Raw genomic sequence first — 25,406 nt, forward strand, 5'->3', positions numbered from 1 at the left:
GGTCTGATATGTTCCCTAACCGCCTGAAAATAAGGAAATCTAATCGCCAGCCCGGGTTTTATTATCGAAACAGCGGTTTATGATCTGCCCCATAAGGGGTATTCGCGCACCATTTAAGTGCAATCCGTTGTCAAAAACGCCATTTTGCTGATTTTGTCAGCAAACGATCAAAAGGTTGCGATCCACCCTTTGACAAGCGTAACTGACGTCGATAATATGCGCCCCGTTCACACGATTCCTCTGTAGTTCAGTCGGTAGAACGGCGGACTGTTAATCCGTATGTCACTGGTTCGAGTCCAGTCAGAGGAGCCAAATTTGAAAAGCCTGCTTTTATAGCTGGCTTTTTGCTTTTCTGAGCCGGGTAAAATCGCCCGGTGGCGCTGCGCTTACCGGGCCTACAGATTGCCAATCCTGATCGGCATCCCGGACCGGCGCTCAAGCGCGGCCTCACCTCCCTCACTGACGAGCTTCGCCCGAACGTCAGGCGCAATCGGCAGCGGCACTTTCTTTGTTGACTCGAATTCCAGACGATTACGCGACAGCGGCTCATGCACTTCCAGCCAGCGGCTGCCGTCGGGCTCGGTCGTGGTTTTAACCGGGCGATCGATAATCTGCACGCGCGTGCCGACCGGGATGTTATCAAACAGGTATCTGATGTCGTTATTGCGAAGACGGATACAGCCCTGACTCACGCGCAGCCCAATCCCAAAATTCGAGTTCGTACCGTGAATGGCGTACAGCCTGCCGATATAGATCGCATACAGCCCCATCGGGTTATCAGGGCCCGCCGGAACAAAGGCTGGCAGTGTTTTGCCCTCTTCGGCATAGGCTTTACGCGTGTTCGGCGTCGGCGACCAGGTCGGCCCTGCCTTTTTGCGCTCAACGTGCGTGACCCAGTTGCGCGGCGTTTCTCGCCCGGCCTGCCCAATGCCAATCGGGAAGACCTCAACGGTATTACCCGCTTTGGGGTAGTAATAGAGGCGCATTTCCGCCACGTTCACCACAATCCCCTCGCGCACCGTTTCCGGCAGGATCAGCTGCTGGGGAATAGTCAGTTCTGTGCCGGGCTTCGGCAGAAACGGATCGACGCCCGGATTGGCCTCCAGCATATTGCTCAGCCCAATGCCGTGCCGGGCGGCGAAGGCCTCAAGCGGCAGGGTATTCCCCTGCGGAACCGTAACAACCTGCGTGCTGCCCACCAGCCGGCTGCCCTCCGGGGGCAATGGATAGCTGAGGGCCAGCACGCTACGGCTCACCAATAAGGCAGTTAAACAAACAGATAAACGTAAACGATGCATCATCCCTTCCCCTGCTGCTCCACGTATCGGATAAGCATAGCCTTTTTTGCCCTGCGTACCGGGAGAAAGCGCCACAGCGCCGCCGAATATTGCCCGTCATCAGGAAATAAAATCAGTTTCCTCACGCCCCCTGTCGCGGTAGTCTCATACGTCCGCATGATGACGGACGCAGTGTGAGTAGCCTTTTCTTATACCAATAATTAAAAAAAACAGTACTGACAGGACAACTATGGACTCCACCCTCACCTCCCCACGCTCTGACGAGGAGACACCTTCGCTCAATCGCGCCCGCCGCGCCGCCCTGGGCAGCTTCGCCGGTGCCGTCGTCGACTGGTATGATTTTCTGCTTTACGGCATTACCGCCGCGCTGGTGTTTAACCGGGAATTTTTCCCGCAGATAAGCCCGGCGATGGGCACCCTTGCCGCCTTTGCCACCTTCGGCGTCGGGTTCCTGTTCCGCCCGCTGGGTGGGATTATCTTCGGCCACTTCGGCGACCGCCTCGGGCGAAAACGCATGCTGATGCTCACCGTCTGGATGATGGGGATCGCCACTGCGCTAATCGGGATCTTGCCGTCGTTTGCCACCATCGGCTGGTGGGCACCGGTACTACTCGTCACCCTGCGCGCCATTCAGGGATTCGCCGTCGGCGGTGAATGGGGCGGCGCGGCGCTGTTGTCCGTGGAGAGCGCGCCAAAGCACAGACGCGCGTTCTACAGCAGCGGCGTGCAGGTGGGCTACGGCGTGGGCCTGCTGCTCTCTACCGGGCTGGTATCGCTGATAAGCCAGCTCACCACCGACGCGCAGTTCCTGAGCTGGGGCTGGCGCATTCCCTTTATCTTCAGCATTGTGCTGGTGATCGCCGCGCTGTGGATCCGCAATGGGATGGAAGAGTCCGCCGAATTTGAAAAGCAGCAGCAGGAACAGCCGGTTGTCAAAAAACGGCTGCCGGTGATGGAAGCCCTGACGCAGCACCCTGGCGCTTTTCTGAAAATTATCGCCCTGCGCCTGTGCGAACTGCTTACGATGTACATCGTCACCGCCTTCGCCCTGAACTATTCCACGCAGAACCTGGGCTTGCCGCGCGAGCTGTTCCTGAATATCGGCCTGCTGGTCGGGGGCATCAGTTGCCTGACCATCCCCTGCTTCGCCTGGCTTGCGGACCGCTTTGGTCGTCGGCGCGTCTATATCACCGGGGCGCTGATTGGCACCCTCAGCGCCTGGCCGTTCTTTATGGCGCTGGAGGCCCAGTCGATATTCTGGATCGTCTTTTTCGCCATCATGCTCGCGAATATCGCCCACGACATGGTGGTCTGTGTACAGCAGCCGATGTTCACCGAGCTGTTTGGGGCAAGCTACCGCTACAGCGGCGCGGGCGTGGGGTATCAGGTGGCCAGCGTGGTCGGCGGCGGATTCACGCCGTTTATCGCCGCCGCGCTGGTGACCTTCTCCGGCGGAAACTGGCACAGCGTGGCGATCTATCTGCTGGCGGGTTGCCTGCTCTCGGCGGCCACGGCGCTGTGGATGAAAGAGCCTCAGCACCGCTAGCCTTGTTCCTGTTCTCACTTTTGTTTCACAGGCGTGTGACATACTATCGGGTAAAGCCGCACACCTGTGGAACAAGGAGACAGAGATGAATACCAGGGGCTCCAGCCTGACCCCAGCTCAGGCACTGGAAAAACTCGATGCGTTGTACGACCAGTCCGTGAACGCGCTGCGCACTGCCATCAGCGAGTACATCGACACCGGAAAACTTCCCGACGACAAGGCCAGAAGCAGCGGCCTTTTTGTTTATCCGTCACTCTCCGTGACCTGGGACGGAAGCGCTACCAACACGCCAAAAACCCGCGCCTACGCGCGCTTCACCCACTCCGGCTGTTACAGCACCACCATTACCCGTCCGACGCTGTTTCGCCCTTATCTCGAAGAGCAGTTAACGCTGCTGTATCAGGACTACGGCGCGCACATCAGCGTTGAACCCTCAATGCATGAGATCCCCTACCCCTACGTGATCGACGGCTCGGAGCTGACGCTTGACCGCTCGATGAGCGCCGGTCTGACCCGCCACTTCCCGACCACCGAGCTGTCGCAGATTGGCGATGAAACCGCGGACGGGATTTACCATCCGGCGGAGTTCTCCCCGCTGTCGCACTTTGACGCCCGCCGCGTCGATTTCTCGCTGGCCCGTTTGCGCCACTACACCGGCACGCCGGCGGAGCATTTCCAGCCCTTCGTGCTATTTACTAACTACACCCGCTACGTCGATGAGTTCGTGCGCTGGGGATGCAGCCAGATCCTCGATCCCGACAGCCCCTACATTGCGCTCTCCTGCGCCGGGGGAATTTGGATCACCGCTGAAACCGAAGCGCCCGAGCAGGCGATTTCCGATCTGGCGTGGAAGAAGCACCAGATGCCCGCCTGGCACCTGGTCACCGCCGACGGTCAGGGGATCACGCTGATCAACATCGGCGTTGGTCCGTCGAATGCGAAAACCATCTGCGACCACCTGGCGGTGCTGCGCCCGGACGTCTGGCTGATGATAGGCCACTGCGGCGGCCTGCGCGAAAGCCAGCTGATTGGCGACTACGTGCTGGCCCACGCCTATCTGCGTGACGATCACGTCCTGGATGCCGTCCTCCCGCCGGACATCCCGATCCCGAGCATTGCCGAAGTGCAGCGCGCGCTGTATGACGCCACCAAAGAGGTGAGCGGAATGCCGGGTGAAGAGGTCAAACAGCGTCTGCGCACCGGTACCGTGGTGACCACCGATGACCGCAACTGGGAGCTGCGCTACTCCGCGTCTGCGCTGCGCTTCAACCTGAGCCGCGCGGTGGCGATTGATATGGAAAGCGCCACCATTGCCGCGCAGGGTTATCGCTTCCGCGTTCCTTACGGCACCCTGCTGTGCGTGTCGGATAAACCGCTGCACGGGGAGATCAAGCTGCCGGGCCAGGCGAACCGCTTCTATGAAGGGGCCATTTCCGAGCACCTGCAAATTGGTATCCGCGCGATTGATTTGCTCCGCGCAGAGGGCGATAAGCTGCATTCGCGCAAGCTGCGTACCTTCAACGAACCGCCGTTCCGCTAATAAAAATAAGGAAAAACCATGCACACCACATCACCCCTTACGGCGCTGCGCCAGTGGCTACAGGAAAACAACCTCGACGGGATGATCGTTCCCCGCGCGGACGCCTGGCAGAGCGAGTACTGCGCCCCGTACGACGAAAAACTGGCCTGGCTGACCGGCTTTGACGGCTCCGCCGGGCTTGCGCTGGTGCTGAAGGACAGAGCATTGCTGTTCGTGGACGGACGCTATCAGGTGCAGGCACGGGTTCAGGTCAATATGGACGAGGTGGAGATTCACCATCTGCACAATGAACCGCTTAACGAGTGGCTGGCGCAGAACGTCGCAGAAGGCACGCGCATTGCCTTTGAGTCACTGCTGATGACCAACAGCGAATACGTCCAGCTTTCCGCAACTCCTTGCGAGCTGGTGGCGCTAAACGCCTCGCCGTTCGATACCCTGTGGTCTGACCGCCCGGCGGCACCTGCCGGGCAGATCCGCGCGATGCCCGATGACATCAGCGGCGAAAGCAGCGCCGATAAGCGCCAGCGCGTGGCAACGCTGCTGGCAGAGAAAGGGGCGGACTATCTGGCCATTACGCTGCCGGACAATATCGCCTGGCTGCTGAACGTGCGCGGTGCGGATATTCCCTTCAGCCCGGTTCCGCTCTCGTTTGCCCTGCTTGGCCGCGACGGCCAGGTCGAGTGGTTTGTGAACGACAACAAGCTCGGCGCGCTGCCTGACGCCGTGCGTGAAGGGATTACGATTTCGCCGCAGGATGCCTTTATCGAACGCTGCCAGCAGCTTTCCGGGAAGCGGGTCATGGTGGATGCGGATTCCGCGCCGGTGGCGCTGCGCTTTGCCATCGAGCCAGCCGGAGAAATTATCTGGCAGACCGACCCGATCACGCTCATAAAGGCCCGTAAGAATCCGACGGAGCTGGCGGGCTACCGTGAGTGTCATCATCAGGACGGCGCCGCGTGGGTGAACTTCCTCGCGTGGCTGTCCCGCGAGGTTCCGCTGCGTGCAGAGGCGGGCAATCCGCTGACCGAGCTTGAGGTTCAGGCGCAGCAGCTGGCGTTCCGCAAGCGCCAGCCGGGCTTTATCGAGCAGAGTTTTGCCACCATCTCCGCCTCTTCGAGCAATGCGGCGATGTGCCATTACCACTCCAGCGAGGCCAGCAACAAGCCGCTCGTTCACGACCATTTTTATCTGAACGATTCGGGCGGCCAGTACCAGAACGGCACCACCGACGCCACCCGCACCCTCGCCTGGGGCAAAGTGGAGCCGCAGCAGCGCGTGCATTACACCGCCGTATTGAAAGGTTTTCTGGCGCTGATGACGCTGCAATTCCCGTCCGGCACGCAGGGGCACCAGCTGGATGCGTTTGCGCGCCGTCCGCTGTGGGAAATGGGGCTGGATTACGATCACGGGACGGGCCACGGCGTGGGGCATCAGCTGTTGATCCACGAGAACCCGCATCGCATCGCGAAGAAGGTCAACCCGTGGCCGCTGGAGGCCGGGAATATCATGACCATCGAACCGGGGTATTACCTGGCGGACAGCCACGGCATTCGTATTGAAAATCAGGTGGAAATTGTGGAGAGCCGCCCGGGCTTTTGCAGGTTCGCCTCCCTGACGCTGATCCCGATTGATTTAGGTCAGGTGGAGCTGAACCTGCTTACCGAGCAGGAAAAACAGTGGATTGATGAGTATCACCAGCAGGTGCGCGACGCCCTGTCGCCGCTGGTGGACAGCGACGCGCGCCCGTGGCTGTTCGAAGCGACGGCGCCGATTCGGGTAAACCGCTAGCGGCAGCCCTTCCAGGCCGGGTAAGGCGATACCGCCACCCGGCAATTTCCCGAACGTCAAAAAGCAAAAAGCCTGCTATAAAAGCAGGCTTTTCAAATTTGGCTCCTCTGACTGGACTCGAACCAGTGACATACGGATTAACAGTCCGCCGTTCTACCGACTGAACTACAGAGGAATCGTGTGAACGGGGCGCATATTATCGATGCTCCCCGAGGTTGTCAAAGGCAGATTGCAGATTTCCGATCGTTTGCCGATTTATTCTCCATTTCGCACATTTGGCGCTCACTCCGTGGCTTCCACCTGCGCAACCTCGACCTTTTTACGCGGATATTTCCACAGCCAGCGTCCGCTTACCATTCGCCAGTAGAACAGCGCGCCGCGCACGGCCCAGTCGAGGAACATCCCCAGCCAGACGCCCACGACGCCCATCCCGAGCATGATACCGAGCGTATAGCCCGCCACGACGCGACAACCCCACATGCCGAGCATCGACACCCACATGGCAAAGCGCGCATCCCTCGCCCCTTTCAGTCCGGCGGGCAGCACCCATGAGGCTGCCCAGATCGGCATAAAGGCCGCGTTAAGCCAGATGAGAATTTTAACTACCTCTTTTACATCGTCTTCGTGGGTGTAAAACGACGCCATCAGCCCGGCGAACGGCGCAGTGCCCCAAGCAATCGCCGTCAGGCCGATGGTCGACAGCCAGAAGACGTGCCGCAGCTGGCGCTCGGCCTGGGCTATCTGCCCTTTGCCCAGCCGCTTGCCGGTGATAATCGTCGACGCAGAGCCGAGGGCGTTACCGGGCAGGTTTATCAGCGACGCGATCGAGAAGGCGATAAAGTTACCGGCGATCACGTCGGTGCCCATTCCCGCCACAAACATCTGCGTCAGCAGCTTACCGCCGTTAAACAGCACCGATTCGATGCTGGCCGGGATCCCAATCCCCATCACTTCCCAGATAATGGCGAAATTGAACGGGCGGAAAAAGCTTTTCAGCGACAGGCGAAGCGATGGCGTAATGCCGGCCACCAGCACGCCGACAATCGCCGCCGCCCCGATATAGCGGGAGATAGTCAGGCCCAGCCCCGCACCGACAAAGCCGAGGCCGTCCCAGGAGAAGACGCCGTAAATCAGGACGCTGCTGATGATAATGTTGAGAATGTTCATGCCGCCGTTGATCAGCAGCGGGATTTTGGTGTTCCCTGCTCCGCGCAGCGCGCCGCTGCCGATTAAGGCAATTGCCGCCGCCGGGTAGCTCAGCACCGTCATCTCCAGATAGGTCAGCGCCAGGTCTTTGACCTCCTGGGTGGCTTCCCCCGCCACCACGTCGATAATCTCTTTACCGAAGTAGTGAATGACCGCCGCGAGGATCGTCGAAAAGACGGTCATGATCATCAGCGACTGTCTGGCCGCCTCGCGTGCGCGTTTGGGATCGAGTTTCCCGAGGCTGAACGCCACCACAACCGTGGTCCCTAGGTCGATGGCCGCGAAGAACGACATGACGACCATATTAAAACTGTCCGCCAACCCTACCCCGGCCATCGCCTCTTTTCCGAGCCAGCTCACCAGGAACGTGCTCAATACGCCCATCAGGAGGACGCAGGTGTTCTCCAGAAAAATAGGTACAGCGAGGGGGGTGATTTCACGCCAGAAGAGAACACGATAGCTTTTACGTTTTGCATACCAGGGCGTGCGCATGATCGCCTGGCGTATGGGGGCAGTGACGTTCAAAATGGACCTTAGCGAGAAAGTTGAAACTCCATTTCAAATGATGAGTGAGAAATGCGTATCCTGCAAAGTATTTTCCACAAAAATATGTTTGGATTTACAACAAACTGATGACGGTTTCAGCAATCAACCGTTTTTCCCTAAGATCAGGTTTGACAAAAGTTTTTTCGCCGCTAAGATAAGCCTCCACAACGATTCCTCTGTAGTTCAGTCGGTAGAACGGCGGACTGTTAATCCGTATGTCACTGGTTCGAGTCCAGTCAGAGGAGCCACATTTAGAAAAGCCTGCTTTTAAAGCAGGCTTTTTGCTTTTCTGCATTCTGTAAGACTGCCGGGTGGCAGCTGCGCCTTACCCGACCTGAAAAACCCTCGCCCCCTGCACTCCCGGCAATAAAAAAGGCCCCCTGTCACCAGAGAGCCTCATTCGCGATTCGTTGCGATTACTCGCCTTTCACTTCCGCGTTTTTGATTTCGCCCATCACTTTCAGCTTTTTAGAGATGTCGCGACGTTCTTTAGACAGCTCAGCGTTTTTGATGATGTAGTCGTCAACGCGGTCTTCATAGTCGGTCTTCATGCTGGCAATGATGCCCTGAATAGCTTCAACGCTCATACCAGGCTTGATGTAGTCGCTCAGGTTGTCGAGCAGAAGAACACGTTTCTGGTTGTCACGGATCTTCTTCTCAACGTCCTGGATTTCACGCTGCAACTTGTTTTTGCGACGGAACAGGCGGACAAATTCCAGAACATCCTGGAACGAAGGCTTGGTAGTTTCCATTTTTACACCCCTGATAATGTGAGATTCGGATTCGTTAAAGCAACCGTTGTGACAATAACCTTACTGACAGCGGTCGCGAATGACAATGCATATATCGTTTAAAGCTATCATAACCCCAATTGCTGCTGAATCGAAGCAGCAGGCGTCACATATGGCGATAGCTGCTTTTTATTTGCGCAGCGCACGGCAGATCAGATGCGACAACAGCTCCAGCTGGCGGGCCAGTTCCATACTCAGCCATACATAGCCGTGGATCGGCGTTTCCGCGACGTTATCGCCCTGCCGTTCATTGATTAGCTGTTTGAGCTCGGCGACGATTTCATTAAGCCGCTCGCTGTTTGCCAGAATCGGCTGCGGGTTCCCTTCATAGAGCGCGTGAGCAATGGTCAGCAGCGTCTGCTGAGTCATCTGCTGAGTCTCTTTGAGCGTATGCGCGTTAAGCATCAGCAGATGGCTGGGACGCGACGCCCAGTGCGCGTTGATTTGCAGCTCCAGCATACAGACCAGATTGCGGCTGACGGTCTGAATGGCTTCGAAGATGGATTTCTGAATGTGGGTTTCTTTGCTGGCAGGCGTGATAAGCCCGCGCATTTTCACCACATCGTTGAGAATTTTTTGCAGATGCTTCTCGAGGCGCGGTCGTTCAACCAGATTAGGGGAAAATCCGGCCTGATAGACGCGGTTGAACGCCGTGACGTAATTCGCCATCTGAATACGCCAGTGCAGAAAGGCGCGCTGCGGCCAGATCCCCGTAAAGAGCATCGCCAGCAGCGAGCCGAGGATCACATCCCCGCTTCGCCACAGCGCCGTGGTCATCTCCCCCGCGGGCGCACCGACAACGACCGCAAGCGTGATACCAATCAGCAGCGCCTGATAGGGCTTTTTACCGAGCGCCAGCCAGCCGCAGAGGAACATCGCTGCGGCGCACCACAGCAGCATGACCGGGAAGGAGATCAGCTCAAGCTTGAGGGCAATCAGCCCGAGCGCCGAACCTAAAACGGTCCCGCCGATACGCTCAAAGGCGCGCGGCACCACATTTCCCCAAAAGGAGATAGGCCCCATGATGACCACCAGGGTGATCAGCGGCCAGGTCCCCTCCGGGACATCCAGTAAACGCACCAGGACAAAGGTCAGTACGAATGCCAGCGCGATGCGACAGCCATGCACAACGCGATAATGTTGATACAACCGAATTTCAAACGGCGTTAATGATTTGTCGGGACGCACACCCGCTCTCCAGCTACACGGCAAACCCCAATTGTACTGCGTTTTCAGCCGAGTGGATCGTTCCCGGCTGAAAAACCCTGCTTTTACCAGGATTAACCGGCTTTATGTTCAACCGCGATATACATTTCGATAATCCAGTATCCGTCTGCGTTGCCGTCGTTGAGATAGCGCTCAAAACAGGGCTTGGGCGCCCACTGGTAGTGGTTATCCTGCAAGAGAGAGTTGAAGAACTGATACCACGGGGTAGCGAAATCATGATTTTCGACCCGTGCTTTCGCCACGGCGTAATCCCCGGCGGCGATTTCGGTCAACATCACCCCTTCGCTGTTCTCCGGGATGACAAAATCATCCGGCACCGTTACCGCCGTATCGCAGCGCAGTTTTTCCGCCGGGACGACGTCCGGGTTGTCGTAATAGACCGCAACCCACTCCAGCGGCTCAATGTGGCGCCCGTCAACCCACATAATCAGCTGTTCAAAGCCCTGCTTAACCGTTTTTTCCCACGGCCCCACAAGATGAAAGCCCGCGATTTTACGTTTCTGTTGCTGACTAATGCTGTAGTCCATGCTGCCTCCGGTGATTACTGTATATTCATACACTATAAAGCAGGATTTTAAGGAACGGCAATGACGGAATGTTTATTATGCGAGCAGACTCGCATCCCTGCCAGTCTGCCGAAGCGCGGTGCCCTGCGCGGTTAGATTTTATGATGCAGATAATCGCTCAGGCGCGAGAAAACGCCACCTTTATCAACGCTTTCCAGCGTGACCAGCGGCCAGTGGGCAACCACTTTGTCGCGGTCATAGAGTTCGATTTCCCCAACGCGCTGATGGGCGGCGATGGGCGCTTCCAGCTCTTTTTTATCCAGCACGTATTTGGCCTTAATGTTAGGGACCTCGGCCTTCGGTAAGGCAAGCCAGAAGTCCTGATCCGTGCCGAGCTTAATCTGCTCTTTATCGCCGTACCAGATACGCTCGGTGCCGACCTTTTTACCGTTATGCAGAATTTGCACCGTATCAAAATTCTGCTGACCCCAGTGCAGCAGCTTGCGCGCCTGATCCTCACGCCCTTTAGGGCTGTCTGCCCCCATGATCACCGCGATCAAACGACGCTGCCCGTCCACCGCAGAGGCAATCAGGTTAAAGCCCGCCCCGGAGGTATGGCCGGTTTTCAGCCCGTCGACGTTCATGGTTTTATCCCACAGCAAGCCGTTGCGGTTCTGCTGGGTGATGCCGTTCCAGGTCAGGCTCTTCTCGCTGTACATATGATAAAAATCAGGTTCGCCGTGAATGATGGCGCGGGAAAGGACCGCCAGATCGTAGGCCGAGCTGTGCTGTCCCGGAGCATCAAGGCCATGTACCGTTTCAAAATGGGTGTCGCGCAGGTTCAGCTTCTGAACGTAGTCGTTCATCATCTTGACGAACTGCGGCTGCCCGCCCGCGACGTGGTCGGCCAGCGCCACGCAGGCGTCGTTACCGGAATCGACAATCAGCCCGCGGCTCAGGTCCCGCACGGTAACGCGATCGCCCTGCTTCAGGAACATCAGGGACGATCCATCAAATACCGGGTTGCCCTTCGCCCATGCGTCGCGGCCTACTGTAACCACGTCGTCAGGGGTGATGCGGTGGCTGTCAATTGCGCGATCGACGACATAGCCCGTCATTAACTTTGTCAGGCTGGCCGGGTTGCGCTGCTGGTGTTCGTTGCCCGCCGTTAAAATTTGACCCGTGGTGTAATCCATCAGTACCCAGGCACCGGCCTGGATAGCCGGAGGCTGCGGCGAAAAATCCAGCGGATCGGCAGCCAGGGCAGATGTGATACTCGAAGCGAGTAAAGAAACAGCAATAAACAGACGGCGTTTCAAGGGCATATCCTCAGGTCATTAAAAATCGTTGACCTTTTTACGGGAGTTCTTATGTCGTTACCTGGCTTTATTGCAAAAAAATGTGACAAAGTGCATGTTTCTTCCTGAAGCAGCCTCGCAAATTTCACCCTTAACGGCGCATTTTATTCGGTCTGCCTCTCACGATCGTTTACCATAGTGACGTCACTTTTTAACAGGATGGTATTACTGGTGTCTGACTCTGCCGCGCGCCCTACATTTTTATTCCACGATTACGAAACCTTTGGCACTCACCCGGCGCTGGACAGGCCTGCCCAGTTTGCCGCCATCCGTACTGATGAAGATTTCAACATCATTGGCGAGCCAGAGGTGTTTTACTGCAAGCCCGCCGATGATTATCTGCCGCAGCCTGGCGCGGTGATGGTCACGGGCATTACGCCGCAGGAAGCGCGGGACAAAGGAGTTAACGAGGCGGAGTTTGCGCGTCGTATCCACGATCTGTTTACCGTGCCCAACACCTGCGTGGTGGGCTACAACAACATTCGTTTCGACGATGAAGTGACGCGCAATATCTTCTATCGCAACTTTTACGATCCCTACGCGTGGAGCTGGCAGAACCGCAATTCGCGCTGGGATCTGCTCGACATTATGCGCGCCTGCTACGCCCTGCGCCCGGAGGGGATCAGCTGGCCGGAAAACGAAGAAGGGTTAACCAGCTTCAGGCTTGAGCACCTCACCCGCGCCAACGGTATCGAGCACAGCAACGCCCACGATGCGATGGCGGACGTGTACGCCACCATTGCGATGGCGAAGCTGGTCAAAACCGCGCAGCCGCGCCTGTTTGAGTACCTGCTTAGCCACCGCAGCAAGCAAAAGCTCACGACGCTTATCGACGTGCCGCAGATGAAACCGCTGGTGCATATTTCCGGCATGTTTGGCGCGTGGCGCGGCAACACCAGCTGGGTCGCGCCTCTGGCGTGGCATCCTGACAATCGTAATGCGGTGATTATGGTGGATCTGGCGGGAGACATTTCGCCCCTGCTTGAGCTGGACAGCGACGCCCTGCGCGAGCGCCTGTACACGCCAAAAAGCGAGCTGGGCGACCTGCCTGCCGTTCCGGTCAAACTGGTGCATATCAATAAATGCCCAGTGCTGGCCCAGGCCAACACCCTGCGCCCGGAAGATGCCGACCGTCTGGGCATTAACCGCCAGCAGTGTCTAGATAATCTGAAAGTGCTGCGCGAAAACCCGCAGGTGCGTGAAAAAGTGGTCGCTATTTTTGCCGAAGCGGAACCGTTCGTGCCGTCGGAAAATGTCGATGCGCAGCTGTATAACGGCTTCTTTAGCGACGCAGACCGGGCGGCCATGAACATCGTGCTGCAAACCGAGCCGCGCAACCTGCCCGCGCTGGATATCACCTTCGCCGACAAGCGTATCGAAAAGCTGATCTTTAACTATCGGGCGCGCAACTTCCCAGGCTCGCTGGACGAAACCGAGCAGGAGCGCTGGCTACAGCACCGTCGTAACGTGTTTACCCCGGAATATCTGCAAAGCTACGCCCAGGAGCTGGAAATGCTCTACAGCCAGTATGAAGGGGATAGCGAAAAGCAGGCGCTGCTGAAAGCGTTGTTCCAGTACGCGCAAGAGATAGTCTGAATTACAGACATAAAAAAACCGGAGGCGATGTTCTCCGGTTTTTTTTGCCCGCTGGCGTGAGCCTACGGGTTTGTCGTTTTGCAGGCCGGATAAGCGTGAGCGCCACCCGGCGAGTCATTACGCAACGTCTTCGTACTGAGGAACCGGGTTGCGGAAGCTTTTGGTCACGCACGCCAGGTAAACCAGACCGATAGCACCCCAGATCAGACCCAGAACCATTGAGCTTTCTTCCAGGTTAATCCACAGCGCACCGACGGTCAGCGCACCACACACTGGCAGTACCAGATAGTTGAAGTGGTCTTTCAGCGTCTTGTTGCGCTTCTCACGGATCCAGAACTGAGAGATCACGGAGAGGTTAACGAAGGTGAAGGCCACCAGCGCACCGAAGTTAATCAGCGCCGTTGCCGTTACCAGGTCAAATTTAATCGCCAGCAGTGCGATGGCGCCAACCAGCAGCACGTTCCACGCCGGGGTACGCCATTTCGGATGCACGTAGCCGAAGAAACGGGTTGGGAACACACCGTCGCGGCCCATAACGTACATCAGACGAGACACGCCCGCGTGTGCCGCCATACCGGATGCCAGTACGGTGACGCTGGAGAAGATCAGCACGCCCCACTGGAAGGTTTTCCCAGCCACGTACAGCATGATTTCAGGCTGTGACGCGTCCGGATCTTTAAAGCGAGAGATGTCCGGGAAGTACAGTTGCAGGAAGTAAGATGCGCCGATGAAGATCAGGCCGCCAATCAGTGCGGTCAGGAAAATCGCACGCGGGATCACACGCTCAGCGTCTTTGGTTTCTTCAGACAGAGAAGAGATACCGTCGAAGCCCAGGAACGAGAAGCACAGAATGGTCGCACCGGTAATCATCGGCACAACGTGCGCGCCTTCAGACCAGAACGGACGGGTGCTGGTCAGCGTACCTGCGCCTTCGCCGTGCATCACACCGTAAATGATCAGACCAACGATAACCGCAACAATCCCCATCTGAAGGATAACGATCAGGGTATTGAAGTTAGCAACGGTCTTGATGCTGCGCAGGTTAGAGATGGTCATGAAGGCCACCAGCGCAACAACGAAGATCCACGATGGCATAGAAGGCACCAGCGCTTCGAAGTAAATTTTTGCCAGCAGAATGTTGATCATCGGCATGAACAGGTAGTCCAGCAGAGATGACCAGCCCACCATAAAGCCAACCGCCGGGCTAATGGATTTCTGAGCATAGGTATAAGCAGAGCCCGCAGACGGGAAACGGCGAACCAGTTTACCGTAGCTCAGCGCTGTAAAGAGAATGGCGACCAGTGCAAAGGCGTACGCCGTTGCAACGTGACCGTCCGTAAGGCCTGATACGATACCGAATGTATCGAACAGCGTCATCGGCTGCATATAGGCTAAGCCCATCATGACAACCGGAATCAACGTAAGCGTTTTACGTAATTCCACGCGAGAGGTTTTTGGAGTTGCGTTATGCGACATAGTTATTCTCCTTTACGGTGATAACCGCCACGTAAGCGAAAAATTGCCCCATTTTCTGTATTCCTCAGCGACAACAACTGTCGGATTTTAGTAAATATCTATCCGGTACGAAGCCCGGCCTCTTGGATTTTTAGTTTCGTTTCGTACATGCAAAAAAAAATAACCGACGCCTTTTATATCGTCGATTATTCATTTGTTTGCAGCGGCGGCATTTTGCCCTATTCCAGATACAAAACGCAATAGTTCGAGAAACTCATCAATAGATTAAATTCGCTAACCGGTTGAATTGCCTTCGATGAGCGGAGTATAAACCGCGGCAATAGCACTATTTGCTAAAATTTCGGCTCGCCACCAGGCGCTTGCCAGCCCGGCGGTTTGTTCGTTCCAGCCGACCCAAACGGATTCATCACCGCTTTGCGCCATAACCTGCTTTTCGATAAGCGCGCCGCTTTCAATAAACCGCTGCGCTAAATAACGTGGGATATAACCGCATCCCAGCCCGCTAATTTGCAGTTCAAGCTTGGTTTTAAAATCAAAAACAGTAATCGCTTCCTGACAGTCAAGCTGCTGCGACGCGGTGGCAAAGTCAGAATCCGAACTGTCGCCCACCACAATGGCGCGAAACCCTCTGATGGTGCGTCGGTTAATGGGCTCAGGCTCCTGAGCCAGCGGATGATGGGGGGCAACGACAAACACCTGCTCCAGCGTCCCCAGACGGGCGAAGCCGAAATCGGTTAACTGGGGCGGTTCATGCAGGGCGCCGACGATAATATCCGCCCTCCCCTGGGTTAACGCCTCCCAGGAGCCACCCAGCACGCCGTTAATAAAGACCAGCCGGGTGACGCTGTGGCTTTGATAAAACTGCTCGATAAGCGGCGACAAGAGCGAAAAGGGAAAGGTGTCATCCACGCCAATAACCAGCTCATTTTCCCAGCCCTGATGGAGTTTCACCGCCTGCTTTTCCAGCTCTCTCACCGTATGCAGCACCTCTCGCCCTTTTTCGAGCAGCATCTGCCCGGTGCGGGTAAAGCGCGCCCGGTGGCCGGTACGGTCGAGGATCTGGATATTGAGGTCGCTTTCCAGCTTATGAACGGTGTAACTCAGCGCCGAGGGCGTTTTATAGAGCTTCGCAGACGCAGCCGCGAAGCTCCCCTCTTTTTCAAGCGCATCAAGGATAATCAGGACATCCAGCAACGGTTTCATGTTCGCCCCCTTACGGTGTGCGATCGCCCCGCTGGTGGCGTTATTCCATGGGCATCACCAGCGGGTCGGGATACTGATACTCAAACCCGAGTTCATGACAAATACGGCTGCCATCGACAAGTTTGCCTTTGCTCTCGCCCTGCACATCGCCAAAGACCGGCGGTGCGAGGCCAAGCTGACGCGCCATCAGCGGATAAAAGACGTTCCGCGGGGGATGCGAAGGCGCACATATATTATAGATGTGGCCGCCCTTTGGAGCCTGGAGCAATAATTCAATGGCACCAATCACGTCTTCCAGATGCACCAGATTGACCCCGTGCTGCCCGTCCGGTGCCGATTTCCCGGCGAAGAAGCGCCCCGGATGACGCCCCGGCCCCACCAGCCCCGCCAGACGCAGAATATCCACCTGCGTTCCCGGCAGATTGTGCAGCCAGTCCTCCAGCTCTTTCAGCACCCGGCCGCTGGCCGTGACGGGCTCACGCGGCGAGTTCTCTTTTACCGTGCCGTCCACGTCGCCATACACCGAGGTGGAGCTGGTGAAGATAATGCGCGGAATATGATGCGCCAGCGCGCTGTCGACAATTTCCTGCATCGCCTGCAAATAGAACGAGTCCCCCGGACCGCTGCGTCGCGCCGGGAGCGTGATCACCAGCGCGTCAACGCCCATCAGCACGTCCAGGTCGTCTGCGTCGCACACCAGCTCCGGCTCCAGACGCAGCTCTATGCCATCGATGCCGCACATCCGCGCCGCCTCAACCCCATCCGCCGTGGTTTTACTTCCGGTCACCTGCCAGCCTTTTGCTGCCAATGACATCGCCAGCGGCATTCCCAGCCACCCTAAACCGACAATTGCGACCTTTTTCATGCGAATTCTCCTGACTCTCATCCGTCTGCATTAAGGCTACGCCAGCCCGGCAGAACACACAATTCATAGCATCAATATGAAATGAATTAATGATCAAAAAAAGCCCTTGCACAAACGCGCATAAGTGGTTTAGGTTAAAAGACATCAAGTGAATAAGCATTCATCGAGAATATATATGAGCGTTCAATTTAAACTGCACCATCATCACCATCATCCTGACTAGTCTTTCAGGCGATGTGTGCTGGAAGACGTTTGGATCTTCCAGTGGCGCATGAACGCAAGAGAAAGCCCCCGGAAGATCATCTTCCGGGGGCTTTTTTTTGGACGGAATTCAGACAGATTAAAACAGGATAATGAGGAAATAAGAATGTTAGATAACTCACGCTTACGCATAGCTATTCAGAAATCAGGCCGTCTGAGCGACGATTCACGCGAACTGCTGGCCCGCTGCGGGATTAAAATCAACCTGCATACCCAGCGCCTGATTGCTCTCGCTGAAAATATGCCTATCGATATTCTGCGCGTGCGTGATGACGATATTCCGGGTCTGGTGATGGACGGCGTGGTGGATCTGGGGATCATCGGTGAAAACGTTCTGGAAGAAGAGCTACTGACCCGCCGTGCGCAGGGCGAAGATCCGCGTTACTTCACGCTGCGCCGCCTGGATTTCGGCGGCTGCCGTCTGTCTCTCGCCACGCCAGCAGATGAAGCCTGGGATGGCCCGGCCGCGCTGAACGGCAAACGCATTGCCACCTCCTACCCGCACCTGCTCAAGCGCTACCTGGATCAGAAAGGGGTGCAGTTCAAATCCTGTCTGCTGAACGGTTCCGTTGAAGTGGCGCCGCGTGCGGGCCTTGCGGATGCCATCTGTGACCTCGTGTCCACCGGCGCAACGCTTGAAGCCAACGGCCTGCGTGAAGTGGAGGTGATTTACCGCTCTAAAGCCTGCCTGATCCAGCGCGATGGCGAGATGGACAGCGCCAAGCAGCAGCTTATCGACCGACTTCTGACCCGTATTCAGGGCGTGATTCAGGCCCGAGAATCCAAATACATCATGATGCACGCGCCAACCGAGCGTCTGGACGAAGTGATCGCCCTGCTGCCGGGCGCCGAGCGTCCGACCATTCTGCCGCTGGCGGGCGATCAGCAGCGCGTGGCAATGCACATGGTCAGCAGCGAAACCCTGTTCTGGGAGACCATGGAAAAACTGAAGGCGCTGGGTGCAAGCTCCATTCTGGTGCTGCCAATTGAGAAGATGATGGAGTAATAGCCATGAGCTTCAACACAATCATCGACTGGAACCGCTGTACTGACGCACAGCAAAAAGAATTACTGACGCGCCCGGCGATCTCTGCGTCTGAGAGCATCACCCGCACCGTGGCGGAGATCCTGAACAACGTAAAATCGCGTGGCGACGAGGCTCTGCGAGAATACAGCGCAAAGTTTGATAAAACCGAGGTCGCCGCGTTAAGGGTTACCGAACAGGAAATCATTGATGCCAGCAATCGTCTGGGCGATGAGATCAAACAGGCGATGGCCGTGGCGGTGAAAAACATCGATACCTTCCACACCGCGCAAAAGCTGCAAACCGTGGATGTCGAAACGCTGCCGGGCGTGCGCTGCCAGCAGGTGACCCGCCCGGTTGCCTCTGTCGGGCTGTATATTCCCGGTGGATCCGCCCCGCTGTTTTCCACCGTGTTGATGCTGGCGACCCCGGCGCGCATCGCGGGCTGTCAGAGAGTGGTGCTCTGCTCGCCTCCGCCAATTGCCGATGAAATTCTCTATGCCGCCAAACTTTGCGGCGTGCAGGAAGTATTTAAAGTAGGCGGCGCGCAGGCGATTTCCGCGCTGGCGTTTGGCACCGAATCCATTCCGAAGGTCGATAAGATTTTTGGCCCGGGCAATGCGTATGTGACCGAAGCCAAACGCCAGGTGAGCCAGCGTCTGGACGGCGCGGCAATCGACATGCCTGCGGGCCCGTCGGAGGTGCTGGTGATTGCCGATTCCGGCGCGACCCCTGATTTCGTTGCTTCCGATCTGTTATCCCAGGCCGAGCACGGCCCGGACTCGCAGGTGATTCTGCTGACCCCGGATGCCGATATGGCAAAACGCGTGGGCGAGGCCGTTGAGCGCCAGCTTGCCGACCTGCCGCGTGCCGACACCGCGCGTCAGGCGCTGTCCGCGAGCCGCCTGATCGTGGCGCGTGACCTTGAACAGTGCATCGCTATCTCTAACCAGTACGGCCCGGAGCACCTGATTATTCAGACCCGCAACGCGCGCGATCTGGTCGACAGCATCACCAGCGCAGGCTCCGTTTTCCTCGGGGACTGGTCGCCGGAATCCGCGGGCGATTACGCCTCCGGCACCAACCACGTGCTGCCGACCTATGGCTACACCTCGACCTGCTCCAGCCTCGGGCTGGCGGATTTCCAGAAGCGCATGACCGTGCAGGAGCTTTCCCGGGACGGTTTCGCCGCCCTGGCGTCAACGATCGAAACCCTGGCGGCGGCAGAACGTCTGACCGCCCACAAAAACGCCGTTACCCTGCGCGTGGCCGCGCTGAAGGAGCAAGCATGAACATTGAAGAACTCGCGCGTGAAAATGTCCGTCGGCTGACTCCCTATCAGTCCGCGCGTCGTCTGGGCGGTAACGGCGACGTCTGGCTCAACGCCAACGAATACCCGACGGCGGTACAGTTTGAGCTGTCGCAGCAGACGCTGAACCGCTACCCGGAATGCCAGCCGAAGGCGGTGATTGAAAACTACGCACAGTATGCGGGCGTTAAGCCGGAGCAGGTGCTGGTCAGCCGCGGCGCCGATGAAGGCATCGAGCTGCTGATCCGCGCCTTCTGCGAGCCGGGCAAAGACGCGGTGATGTACTGCCAGCCAACCTACGGCATGTACAGCGTAAGCGCAGAAACCTTCGGCGTGGCCTGTCGCAACGTGCAGGCACTGGACGACTGGCAGCTGGATTTGCAGGGCATCGCGGATAATCTTGACGGCGTTAAGGTGGTGTTCGTATGCAGCCCAAACAACCCGACCGGGCAGATTATTAACCCGCAGGATATTCGTACCCTGCTGGAGATGACGCGCGGAAAAGCGCTGGTTGTCGCCGACGAAGCCTATATCGAGTTCTGCCCGCAGGCGACGCTCGCCGGCTGGCTCGACGAATATCCGCATCTGGTGGTGCTGCGTACCCTGTCAAAGGCGTTTGCCCTCGCCGGGCTGCGCTGCGGTTTTACCCTGGCTAATAAAGAGGTTATCGACCTGCTGATGAAGGTGATTGCGCCTTATCCGCTGTCGACCCCGGTTGCCGATATCGCCGCACAGGCGCTGGCTCCGCAGGGCATCACCGCGATGCGCGAGCGCGTGGCGCAAATCCTTGTAGAGCGTCAGTACCTGGTGACGGCGCTTAAAGATATCCCCTGCGTTGAGCAGGTGTTCGACTCGGAAACGAACTACATTCTGGTGCGTTTCACCGCTTCAAGCGCCGTATTTAAATCTTTGTGGGATCAGGGCATTATCTTACGAGATCAAAACAAACAACCATCCTTAAGCGGCTGCCTGCGTATTACCATCGGCACCCGCGAAGAGAGCCAGCGCGTAATTGACGCCCTGAAAGCGGAGAAAGTATGAGCCAGAAGTACCTCTTTATCGATCGTGACGGCACCATTATCGCCGAGCCGCCAGCCGATTTTCAGGTCGATCGTTTCGACAAGCTGGCTTTTGAAGCAGACGTGATCCCGGTGTTGCTCAAGCTGCAAAAGGCCGGGTTCAAGCTGGTGATGATCACCAACCAGGACGGGCTGGGCACGGACAGCTTCCCGCAGGCCGACTTTGATGGCCCGCACAACCTGATGATGCAGATCCTCACCTCACAGGGAGTGGCGTTTGATGAGGTGCTGATCTGCCCGCACCTGCCTGCCGACGAGTGCGACTGCCGCAAGCCGAAAGTGAAGCTGGTTGAGCGCTATCTGGCAGAAGAGGCGCTGGATAAAGCCAACAGCTATGTGATTGGCGATCGCGCCACCGATATCACGCTGGCTGAAAACATGGGCATTGCCGGCCTGCGCTACAGCCGCGCGGATCTTAACTGGGCGCAGATTGGCGAGCAGTTGACGAAACGCGATCGTTACTCCCACGTTGAGCGCAATACCAAAGAAACGCAGATTGACGTGAAGGTCTGGCTGGATCGCGAAGGCGGCAGCAAGATTCACACCGGCGTCGGCTTCTTTGACCATATGCTGGATCAGATTGCCACCCACGGCGGTTTTCGCATGGAGATTGCCGTTAAAGGCGATCTGTACATTGACGATCACCACACCGTAGAAGATACCGGCCTGGCGCTGGGCGAAGCGCTGAAGCTGGCGCTGGGCGACAAGCGCGGCATCAACCGTTTCGGCTTTGTCCTGCCGATGGACGAGTGTCTGGCCCGCTGTGCGATGGATATCTCCGGCCGTCCGCACCTGGAATATAAAGCCGACTTCACCTACCAGCGCGTGGGCGATCTCAGCACTGAAATGGTGGAACACTTCTTCCGCTCTCTGTCCTACACCATGGGCCTGACGCTGCACCTGAAAACCAAAGGCAAGAACGATCACCACCGCGTGGAGAGCCTGTTCAAAGCCTTTGGCCGCACCCTGCGCCAGGCGATTCGCGTGGAAGGCGATGCCCTGCCCTCGTCTAAAGGAGTGCTCTGATGAACGTGGTCATTCTGGATACCGGGTGCGCCAACCTGAACTCCGTGAAATCAGCGATCTCGCGCCACGGCTATGAGCCGCTGGTGAGCCGCGATCCGGATGTGGTGCTGCGCGCAGACAAGCTGTTTTTACCGGGCGTAGGCACTGCGCAGGCGGCGATGGATCAGATCCATGAACGTGAGCTTTTTAACCTGATCAAAGCCTGCACCCAGCCGGTGCTGGGCATCTGCCTGGGGATGCAGCTGCTGGGTCGTCGCAGCGAAGAGAGCCACGGCGTCGATCTGCTGGATATTATCGAAGAAGACGTTCCTAAAATGGTCGACCACGGTCTGCCGCTGCCGCACATGGGCTGGAACCGCGTCTATCCGAAAGCGGGTGACAGGCTGTTTCGCGGTATCGAAGACGGCGCGTACTTCTACTTCGTCCACAGCTACGCCATGCCGGTGAACCCGTACACCATTGCCCAGTGCAACTACGGCGAGGCCTTTACCGCAGCGGTGCAGAAAGACAATTTCTTCGGCGTGCAGTTCCACCCGGAACGTTCGGGTGCCGCAGGCGCGCAGCTGCTGAAAAATTTCCTGGAGATGTGATGATTATTCCTGCTTTAGATTTGATTGACGGCACGGTCGTCCGGCTCCATCAGGGGGATTACGCGCAACAGCGTGACTACGGGAACGATCCGCTGCCGCGCTTGCAGGACTATGCCGCCCAGGGTGCTGAGGTGCTGCACCTCGTTGACCTTACCGGCGCGAAAGATCCGGCTAAGCGCCAGATACCGCTGCTGAAAAAACTGGTGGCGGGCGTGAATGTTCCGGTACAGGTTGGCGGCGGTGTGCGAACGGAAGACGACGTTGCCGCCCTGCTTGAAGCGGGCGTGGCGCGGGTGGTTGTCGGCTCTACCGCCGTCAAAAATCCTGAAATGGTCAAAGGCTGGTTCCGTCGCTTTGGCGCAGATGCGCTGGTGCTGGCGCTGGACGTGCGCATCGATGACCAGGGCACGAAGCAGGTTGCGGTCAGCGGCTGGCAGGAAAACTCCGGCGTGACGCTTGAAGCGCTGGTGGATATTTATCTGCCGGTCGGTCTAAAGCATGTGCTGTGCACGGATATCTCGCGCGACGGCACCCTGGCAGGCTCGAACGTCTCCCTTTATGAAGAGGTGTGCGCGCGCTATCCGCAGGTGGCGTTTCAGTCATCGGGCGGGATTGGCGATTTGGCCGATATCGCCGCCCTGCGCGGAACAGGCGTTCGCGGCGTGATTGTCGGACGCGCGTTACTGGAAGAGAAATTTACTGTGTCGGAGGCAATTCAATGCTGGCAAAACGGATAATCCCCTGTCTTGACGTGCGCGATGGCCAGGTGGTGAAGGGCGTGCAGTTCCGCAATCATGAAATTATTGGCGACATCGTTCCGCTGGCAAAACGCTATGCCGATGAGGGCGCCGACGAGCTGGTCTTTTACGATATCACCGCCTCCAGCGACGGCCGCGTGGTGGATAAGAGCTGGGTGGCGCGCGTGGCAGAGGTGATTGATATCCCCTTCTGCGTGGCGGGCGGCATTAAGTCTGCGGAAGACGCGGCGAAGATCCTCTCCTTCGGTGCCGATAAAATTTCCATTAACTCCCCGGCGCTGGCCGACCCGGAGCTGATTACCCGTCTGGCTGACCGTTTTGGCGTACAGTGCATCGTGGTGGGTATCGACACCTGGTTTGACGCGGACACTGGGAAATATCACGTCAATCAATATACCGGCGACGAGAGCCGTACCCGCGTAACCCAGTGGGAAACGCTGGACTGGGTGCAGGAAGTGCAAAAACGCGGTGCCGGGGAGATCGTCCTGAATATGATGAACCAGGACGGCGTGCGTAACGGTTACGATCTGGAACAGCTGAAGAAAGTGCGCTCGGTATGCCGTGTGCCGCTGATTGCCTCCGGCGGCGCGGGAACGATGGAGCACTTCCTGGAGGCTTTCCGGGATGCAAACGTCGACGGCGCGCTTGCTGCTTCCGTGTTTCACAAACAGATTATCAATATTGGTGAGTTAAAAACGTACCTGGCAGACCAGGGCGTGGAGATCAGGGTATGTTAACAGAGCAACAACAGGCGCAGCTGGACTGGGAAAAAACTGACGGATTACTGCCAGTGGTTGTCCAGCATGCCGTATCAGGCGAAGTGCTGATGCTGGGCTATATGAACCCGGAAGCGTTAGCCAAAACCGTCGACAGCGGTAAAGTCACCTTCTTCTCGCGCACCAAACAGCGCCTGTGGACGAAAGGTGAAACCTCCGGCCATTTCCTGAACGTCGTCAGTATTACCCCTGACTGCGATAACGACACGCTGCTGATCCTGGTCAACCCTATTGGCCCAACCTGCCATAAAGGCACCAGCAGCTGCTTTGGCGAGGCAAGCCACCAGTGGCTGTTCCTGTATCAGCTTGAACAGCTGTTAGCCGAGCGTAAAACGGCAGACCCGGCAAGCTCGTATACCGCGAAGCTGTACGCCAGCGGTACTAAACGCATCGCGCAGAAGGTAGGCGAAGAAGGCGTTGAAACGGCGCTGGCCGCTACCGTGCATGACCGTGAGGAGTTGACCAACGAGGCGTCTGATTTGATGTATCACCTGCTGGTGCTGTTGCAGGATCAGGAGCTGGATTTAACGGCGGTGATTGAAAATCTTCGGGCGCGTCATAAGTGAAAAAAAGACCGGGGAGACCCGGTCTTTTTTTGTCTACTGATTAGGCTTTTGGCTGGTAGTTGCGCAGGGCGCTTCGCACCAGAACAATGCTTGAACCCACAATTCCGCCAAGCAGTACGGCAAGGATCAGCACAATTGATTTTTTTGGGCTGTCGCGAGTGACTGGCAGGTTTGGCTTCATGACATAACGGTAAACATGGATAGTAGACGGATTAACGTTAAGATTTTCAATATCAAGAAGATTCTGTTTAGTCTGATAGTATGCAGAAGAGAAGACCAGTGGACGAGTGGCTTCATTCTGAATCATTGATTTCAACGCTTCGCTCCCAAGAAGGAACATTGTGTCCTGAGTAACATCCTGCGTTTGCTGGATTTGCGGGTTAACGACCTTCGAGGCTTCAGCAAATTTTAGCGCTTCCGTAATTTGCTTAATGCGCAGGTCCTTTTGCTCCTGAGCCACTTTTTCCTGGTTTTCGAGAGAGTCATTCAGCGTAGAGATTTGCTGCTTGATGTTGTCCGTTAGGTCAACGCTTAACTCTTTGGCCGTTTGCTCATCAACCTGCTGGATGTAACGCGCCAACTGTTTCTGCGCGCCTTCTGCCGTACTGCTTGTATACGAGATGTTTAGTGGTAGCGCCTGACCTTTGACCGCAGGTTCAATGGTTAGCTTCTCAGGGACCTCTTGATTATCAAGAGCTTGAGAAAGCGCGGAGAAAGAAGCATTGAAACGACCAACCACACGGTTCTGAACGTCGGTCATTGATGGGGCCGCATTACCATATAAAATATTCAGCGCGTTGTTATAAGTAGCAATTTGTGCAGCATCTGGCTGGGTAATGATTGCAGTGGAGGTCCATTTCTCCCTCGCGACGAAGATGTAGATAACAGCCAGAACGATGGCGACAATAACGCTGATGATGATTGTCTTTTTGCCGAGCCAAAGTTGCATTACTAAATCAAGTAAATCAAATTGTTCCGGGTCATTGCTTCTGCTGACCGCATTATTGTTGTTCTGCGTCATACAATCCTTAACAGGTAAAAAGCATAAATAAAATATTGTTTGTATAGTTT

Annotated in this window: 24 protein-coding genes, 3 tRNA genes and 1 other annotated feature; of the genes, 15 read left to right on the plus strand and 12 right to left on the minus strand. The window is 56.8% G+C overall.

Going from position 1 to position 25,406, the window contains the following annotated elements:
* Nucleotides 1-236 precede the first annotated feature (236 nt).
* Nucleotides 237-312: transfer RNA gene (locus ACSVHP_RS10000), tRNA-Asn, on the plus strand.
* 83 nt (nt 313-395) lie between these two features.
* Here ACSVHP_RS10000 and ldtA read toward each other — a convergent pair.
* Entirely contained in the window at nt 396-1,298 is a 903-nt protein-coding gene (gene ldtA, locus ACSVHP_RS10005; protein ID WP_447551912.1) for a L,D-transpeptidase, read from the minus strand.
* A gap of 229 nt (nt 1,299-1,527) precedes the next feature.
* Between ldtA and shiA the strand changes: the two genes are divergently transcribed.
* The 3 genes from shiA to ACSVHP_RS10020 all read left to right on the plus strand — a co-directional run bounded on the left by shiA (nt 1,528) and on the right by ACSVHP_RS10020 (nt 6,172).
* Complete coding sequence (gene shiA, locus ACSVHP_RS10010) at nt 1,528-2,844, plus strand: shikimate transporter (protein WP_234675497.1); 1,317 nt, start codon at nt 1,528-1,530, stop codon at nt 2,842-2,844.
* 85 nt (nt 2,845-2,929) lie between these two features.
* Nucleotides 2,930-4,384 (plus strand): AMP nucleosidase, encoded by a 1,455-nt coding sequence (locus ACSVHP_RS10015; protein WP_234675496.1) that lies wholly within the window; start codon nt 2,930-2,932, stop codon nt 4,382-4,384.
* 18 nt (nt 4,385-4,402) lie between these two features.
* A complete protein-coding gene (locus tag ACSVHP_RS10020) occupies nt 4,403-6,172 on the plus strand; it encodes an aminopeptidase P family protein (RefSeq protein WP_447551807.1) in 1,770 nt (589 codons plus the stop codon).
* A gap of 99 nt (nt 6,173-6,271) precedes the next feature.
* Here ACSVHP_RS10020 and ACSVHP_RS10025 read toward each other — a convergent pair.
* Nucleotides 6,272-6,347: transfer RNA gene (locus tag ACSVHP_RS10025), tRNA-Asn, on the minus strand.
* Nucleotides 6,348-6,454: 107 nt separating this feature from the next.
* The gene (gene emmdR / locus ACSVHP_RS10030) at nt 6,455-7,870 is read right to left on the minus strand and encodes a multidrug efflux MATE transporter EmmdR (protein ID WP_447551808.1); all 1,416 of its coding nucleotides are present in this window, start codon (nt 7,868-7,870) and stop codon (nt 6,455-6,457) included.
* Nucleotides 7,871-8,096: 226 nt separating this feature from the next.
* On the opposite strand from emmdR, the gene ACSVHP_RS10035 reads away from it, so the two are divergent.
* Nucleotides 8,097-8,172: transfer RNA gene (locus ACSVHP_RS10035), tRNA-Asn, on the plus strand.
* Nucleotides 8,173-8,340: 168 nt separating this feature from the next.
* Here the strand turns inward: ACSVHP_RS10035 and ACSVHP_RS10040 are convergent.
* From ACSVHP_RS10040 to dacD, 4 genes are all read right to left on the minus strand, one after another.
* Nucleotides 8,341-8,676 (minus strand): DUF496 family protein, encoded by a 336-nt coding sequence (locus ACSVHP_RS10040; protein ID WP_234675493.1) that lies wholly within the window; start codon nt 8,674-8,676, stop codon nt 8,341-8,343.
* Nucleotides 8,677-8,844: 168 nt separating this feature from the next.
* Nucleotides 8,845-9,903, minus strand: coding sequence for an FUSC family protein (locus ACSVHP_RS10045; protein ID WP_234675492.1), 1,059 nt, complete (start codon nt 9,901-9,903; stop codon nt 8,845-8,847).
* A gap of 92 nt (nt 9,904-9,995) precedes the next feature.
* Nucleotides 9,996-10,469, minus strand: a complete 474-nt coding sequence (sbmC, locus tag ACSVHP_RS10050) for a DNA gyrase inhibitor SbmC (protein WP_447551809.1) — start codon at nt 10,467-10,469, stop codon at nt 9,996-9,998.
* Between the two features lie 131 nt (nt 10,470-10,600).
* Nucleotides 10,601-11,773 carry a serine-type D-Ala-D-Ala carboxypeptidase DacD gene (gene dacD, locus ACSVHP_RS10055; RefSeq protein ID WP_447551810.1) on the minus strand — a complete coding sequence of 391 codons (1,173 nt, stop codon included), beginning with the start codon at nt 11,771-11,773 and terminating at the stop codon, nt 10,601-10,603.
* Between the two features lie 192 nt (nt 11,774-11,965).
* Between dacD and sbcB the strand changes: the two genes are divergently transcribed.
* Complete coding sequence (gene sbcB, locus ACSVHP_RS10060) at nt 11,966-13,402, plus strand: exodeoxyribonuclease I (protein ID WP_447551913.1); 1,437 nt, start codon at nt 11,966-11,968, stop codon at nt 13,400-13,402.
* 117 nt (nt 13,403-13,519) lie between these two features.
* Here the strand turns inward: sbcB and ACSVHP_RS10065 are convergent, their stop codons facing one another.
* The 4 genes from ACSVHP_RS10065 to ACSVHP_RS10080 form a co-directional block, all read right to left on the minus strand.
* Nucleotides 13,520-14,878, minus strand: coding sequence for an APC family permease (locus ACSVHP_RS10065; protein ID WP_234675489.1), 1,359 nt, complete (start codon nt 14,876-14,878; stop codon nt 13,520-13,522).
* The gene (yoeI, locus tag ACSVHP_RS10070; RefSeq protein WP_099458931.1) at nt 14,868-14,930 is read right to left on the minus strand and encodes a membrane protein YoeI; all 63 of its coding nucleotides are present in this window, start codon (nt 14,928-14,930) and stop codon (nt 14,868-14,870) included. Before yoeI ends, ACSVHP_RS10065 begins: the two co-directional genes overlap by 11 nt.
* Before the next feature lie 221 nt (nt 14,931-15,151).
* Entirely contained in the window at nt 15,152-16,081 is a 930-nt protein-coding gene (locus ACSVHP_RS10075; RefSeq protein WP_447551811.1) for a LysR family transcriptional regulator, read from the minus strand.
* 40 nt (nt 16,082-16,121) lie between these two features.
* Complete coding sequence (locus ACSVHP_RS10080) at nt 16,122-16,946, minus strand: SDR family oxidoreductase (protein WP_447551812.1); 825 nt, start codon at nt 16,944-16,946, stop codon at nt 16,122-16,124.
* A 175-nt stretch (nt 16,947-17,121) separates the two neighbouring features.
* Here ACSVHP_RS10080 and hisL point away from each other — a divergent pair, with 175 nt between their 5' ends.
* From hisL to hisIE, 9 genes are all read left to right on the plus strand, one after another.
* Nucleotides 17,122-17,169 carry a his operon leader peptide gene (gene hisL, locus ACSVHP_RS10085; RefSeq protein WP_234676162.1) on the plus strand — a complete coding sequence of 16 codons (48 nt, stop codon included), beginning with the start codon at nt 17,122-17,124 and terminating at the stop codon, nt 17,167-17,169.
* Nucleotides 17,145-17,268, plus strand: a sequence feature (His leader region). Its footprint overlaps the gene before it by 25 nt.
* A gap of 45 nt (nt 17,269-17,313) precedes the next feature.
* Nucleotides 17,314-18,213 (plus strand): ATP phosphoribosyltransferase, encoded by a 900-nt coding sequence (hisG, locus tag ACSVHP_RS10090; protein WP_234676130.1) that lies wholly within the window; start codon nt 17,314-17,316, stop codon nt 18,211-18,213.
* A 5-nt stretch (nt 18,214-18,218) separates the two neighbouring features.
* Nucleotides 18,219-19,523: a histidinol dehydrogenase gene (gene hisD / locus ACSVHP_RS10095; protein ID WP_417313586.1), complete on the plus strand. Its 1,305-nt coding sequence runs from the start codon at nt 18,219-18,221 to the stop codon at nt 19,521-19,523.
* Nucleotides 19,520-20,581: a histidinol-phosphate transaminase gene (hisC, locus tag ACSVHP_RS10100; protein WP_447551813.1), complete on the plus strand. Its 1,062-nt coding sequence runs from the start codon at nt 19,520-19,522 to the stop codon at nt 20,579-20,581. The genes hisD and hisC overlap by 4 nt, the downstream gene beginning before the upstream one ends.
* The gene (gene hisB, locus ACSVHP_RS10105) at nt 20,578-21,645 is read left to right on the plus strand and encodes a bifunctional histidinol-phosphatase/imidazoleglycerol-phosphate dehydratase HisB (protein WP_234676136.1); all 1,068 of its coding nucleotides are present in this window, start codon (nt 20,578-20,580) and stop codon (nt 21,643-21,645) included. Before hisC ends, hisB begins: the two co-directional genes overlap by 4 nt.
* The gene (gene hisH / locus ACSVHP_RS10110) at nt 21,645-22,235 is read left to right on the plus strand and encodes an imidazole glycerol phosphate synthase subunit HisH (protein WP_234676138.1); all 591 of its coding nucleotides are present in this window, start codon (nt 21,645-21,647) and stop codon (nt 22,233-22,235) included. Before hisB ends, hisH begins: the two co-directional genes overlap by 1 nt.
* Complete coding sequence (gene hisA, locus ACSVHP_RS10115; RefSeq protein ID WP_234676140.1) at nt 22,235-22,972, plus strand: 1-(5-phosphoribosyl)-5-[(5-phosphoribosylamino)methylideneamino]imidazole-4-carboxamide isomerase; 738 nt, start codon at nt 22,235-22,237, stop codon at nt 22,970-22,972. Before hisH ends, hisA begins: the two co-directional genes overlap by 1 nt.
* Nucleotides 22,954-23,730, plus strand: coding sequence for an imidazole glycerol phosphate synthase subunit HisF (hisF, locus tag ACSVHP_RS10120; protein WP_447551814.1), 777 nt, complete (start codon nt 22,954-22,956; stop codon nt 23,728-23,730). Before hisA ends, hisF begins: the two co-directional genes overlap by 19 nt.
* Nucleotides 23,724-24,335, plus strand: coding sequence for a bifunctional phosphoribosyl-AMP cyclohydrolase/phosphoribosyl-ATP diphosphatase HisIE (hisIE, locus tag ACSVHP_RS10125; protein WP_417313591.1), 612 nt, complete (start codon nt 23,724-23,726; stop codon nt 24,333-24,335). The genes hisF and hisIE overlap by 7 nt, the downstream gene beginning before the upstream one ends.
* A 40-nt stretch (nt 24,336-24,375) precedes the next feature.
* On the opposite strand, the gene wzzB is transcribed toward hisIE, so the two are convergent.
* Nucleotides 24,376-25,356: an LPS O-antigen chain length determinant protein WzzB gene (wzzB, locus tag ACSVHP_RS10130; RefSeq protein WP_447551815.1), complete on the minus strand. Its 981-nt coding sequence runs from the start codon at nt 25,354-25,356 to the stop codon at nt 24,376-24,378.
* Nucleotides 25,357-25,406: the final 50 nt, after the last annotated feature.

Source organism: Enterobacter sp. 186315, assembly GCF_053290175.1.

Excerpts from the sequence above, each read along its gene's own strand:
- ldtA (WP_447551912.1), bottom strand. The coding sequence starts at position 1,298 with ATGCATCGTTTACGTTTATCTGTTTGTTTAACTGCCTTATTGGTGAGC.
- shiA (WP_234675497.1), top strand. The coding sequence starts at position 1,528 with ATGGACTCCACCCTCACCTCCCCACGCTCTGACGAGGAGACACCTTCG.
- ACSVHP_RS10015 (WP_234675496.1), top strand. The coding sequence starts at position 2,930 with ATGAATACCAGGGGCTCCAGCCTGACCCCAGCTCAGGCACTGGAAAAA.
- ACSVHP_RS10020 (WP_447551807.1), top strand. The coding sequence starts at position 4,403 with ATGCACACCACATCACCCCTTACGGCGCTGCGCCAGTGGCTACAGGAA.
- emmdR (WP_447551808.1), bottom strand. The coding sequence starts at position 7,870 with ATGCGCACGCCCTGGTATGCAAAACGTAAAAGCTATCGTGTTCTCTTC.
- ACSVHP_RS10040 (WP_234675493.1), bottom strand. The coding sequence starts at position 8,676 with ATGGAAACTACCAAGCCTTCGTTCCAGGATGTTCTGGAATTTGTCCGC.
- sbmC (WP_447551809.1), bottom strand. The coding sequence starts at position 10,469 with ATGGACTACAGCATTAGTCAGCAACAGAAACGTAAAATCGCGGGCTTT.
- dacD (WP_447551810.1), bottom strand. The coding sequence starts at position 11,773 with ATGCCCTTGAAACGCCGTCTGTTTATTGCTGTTTCTTTACTCGCTTCG.
- sbcB (WP_447551913.1), top strand. The coding sequence starts at position 11,966 with ATGGTATTACTGGTGTCTGACTCTGCCGCGCGCCCTACATTTTTATTC.
- ACSVHP_RS10065 (WP_234675489.1), bottom strand. The coding sequence starts at position 14,878 with ATGTCGCATAACGCAACTCCAAAAACCTCTCGCGTGGAATTACGTAAA.
- ACSVHP_RS10075 (WP_447551811.1), bottom strand. The coding sequence starts at position 16,081 with ATGAAACCGTTGCTGGATGTCCTGATTATCCTTGATGCGCTTGAAAAA.
- ACSVHP_RS10080 (WP_447551812.1), bottom strand. The coding sequence starts at position 16,946 with ATGAAAAAGGTCGCAATTGTCGGTTTAGGGTGGCTGGGAATGCCGCTG.
- hisG (WP_234676130.1), top strand. The coding sequence starts at position 17,314 with ATGTTAGATAACTCACGCTTACGCATAGCTATTCAGAAATCAGGCCGT.
- hisD (WP_417313586.1), top strand. The coding sequence starts at position 18,219 with ATGAGCTTCAACACAATCATCGACTGGAACCGCTGTACTGACGCACAG.
- hisC (WP_447551813.1), top strand. The coding sequence starts at position 19,520 with ATGAACATTGAAGAACTCGCGCGTGAAAATGTCCGTCGGCTGACTCCC.
- hisB (WP_234676136.1), top strand. The coding sequence starts at position 20,578 with ATGAGCCAGAAGTACCTCTTTATCGATCGTGACGGCACCATTATCGCC.
- hisH (WP_234676138.1), top strand. The coding sequence starts at position 21,645 with ATGAACGTGGTCATTCTGGATACCGGGTGCGCCAACCTGAACTCCGTG.
- hisA (WP_234676140.1), top strand. The coding sequence starts at position 22,235 with ATGATTATTCCTGCTTTAGATTTGATTGACGGCACGGTCGTCCGGCTC.
- hisF (WP_447551814.1), top strand. The coding sequence starts at position 22,954 with ATGCTGGCAAAACGGATAATCCCCTGTCTTGACGTGCGCGATGGCCAG.
- hisIE (WP_417313591.1), top strand. The coding sequence starts at position 23,724 with ATGTTAACAGAGCAACAACAGGCGCAGCTGGACTGGGAAAAAACTGAC.
- wzzB (WP_447551815.1), bottom strand. The coding sequence starts at position 25,356 with ATGACGCAGAACAACAATAATGCGGTCAGCAGAAGCAATGACCCGGAA.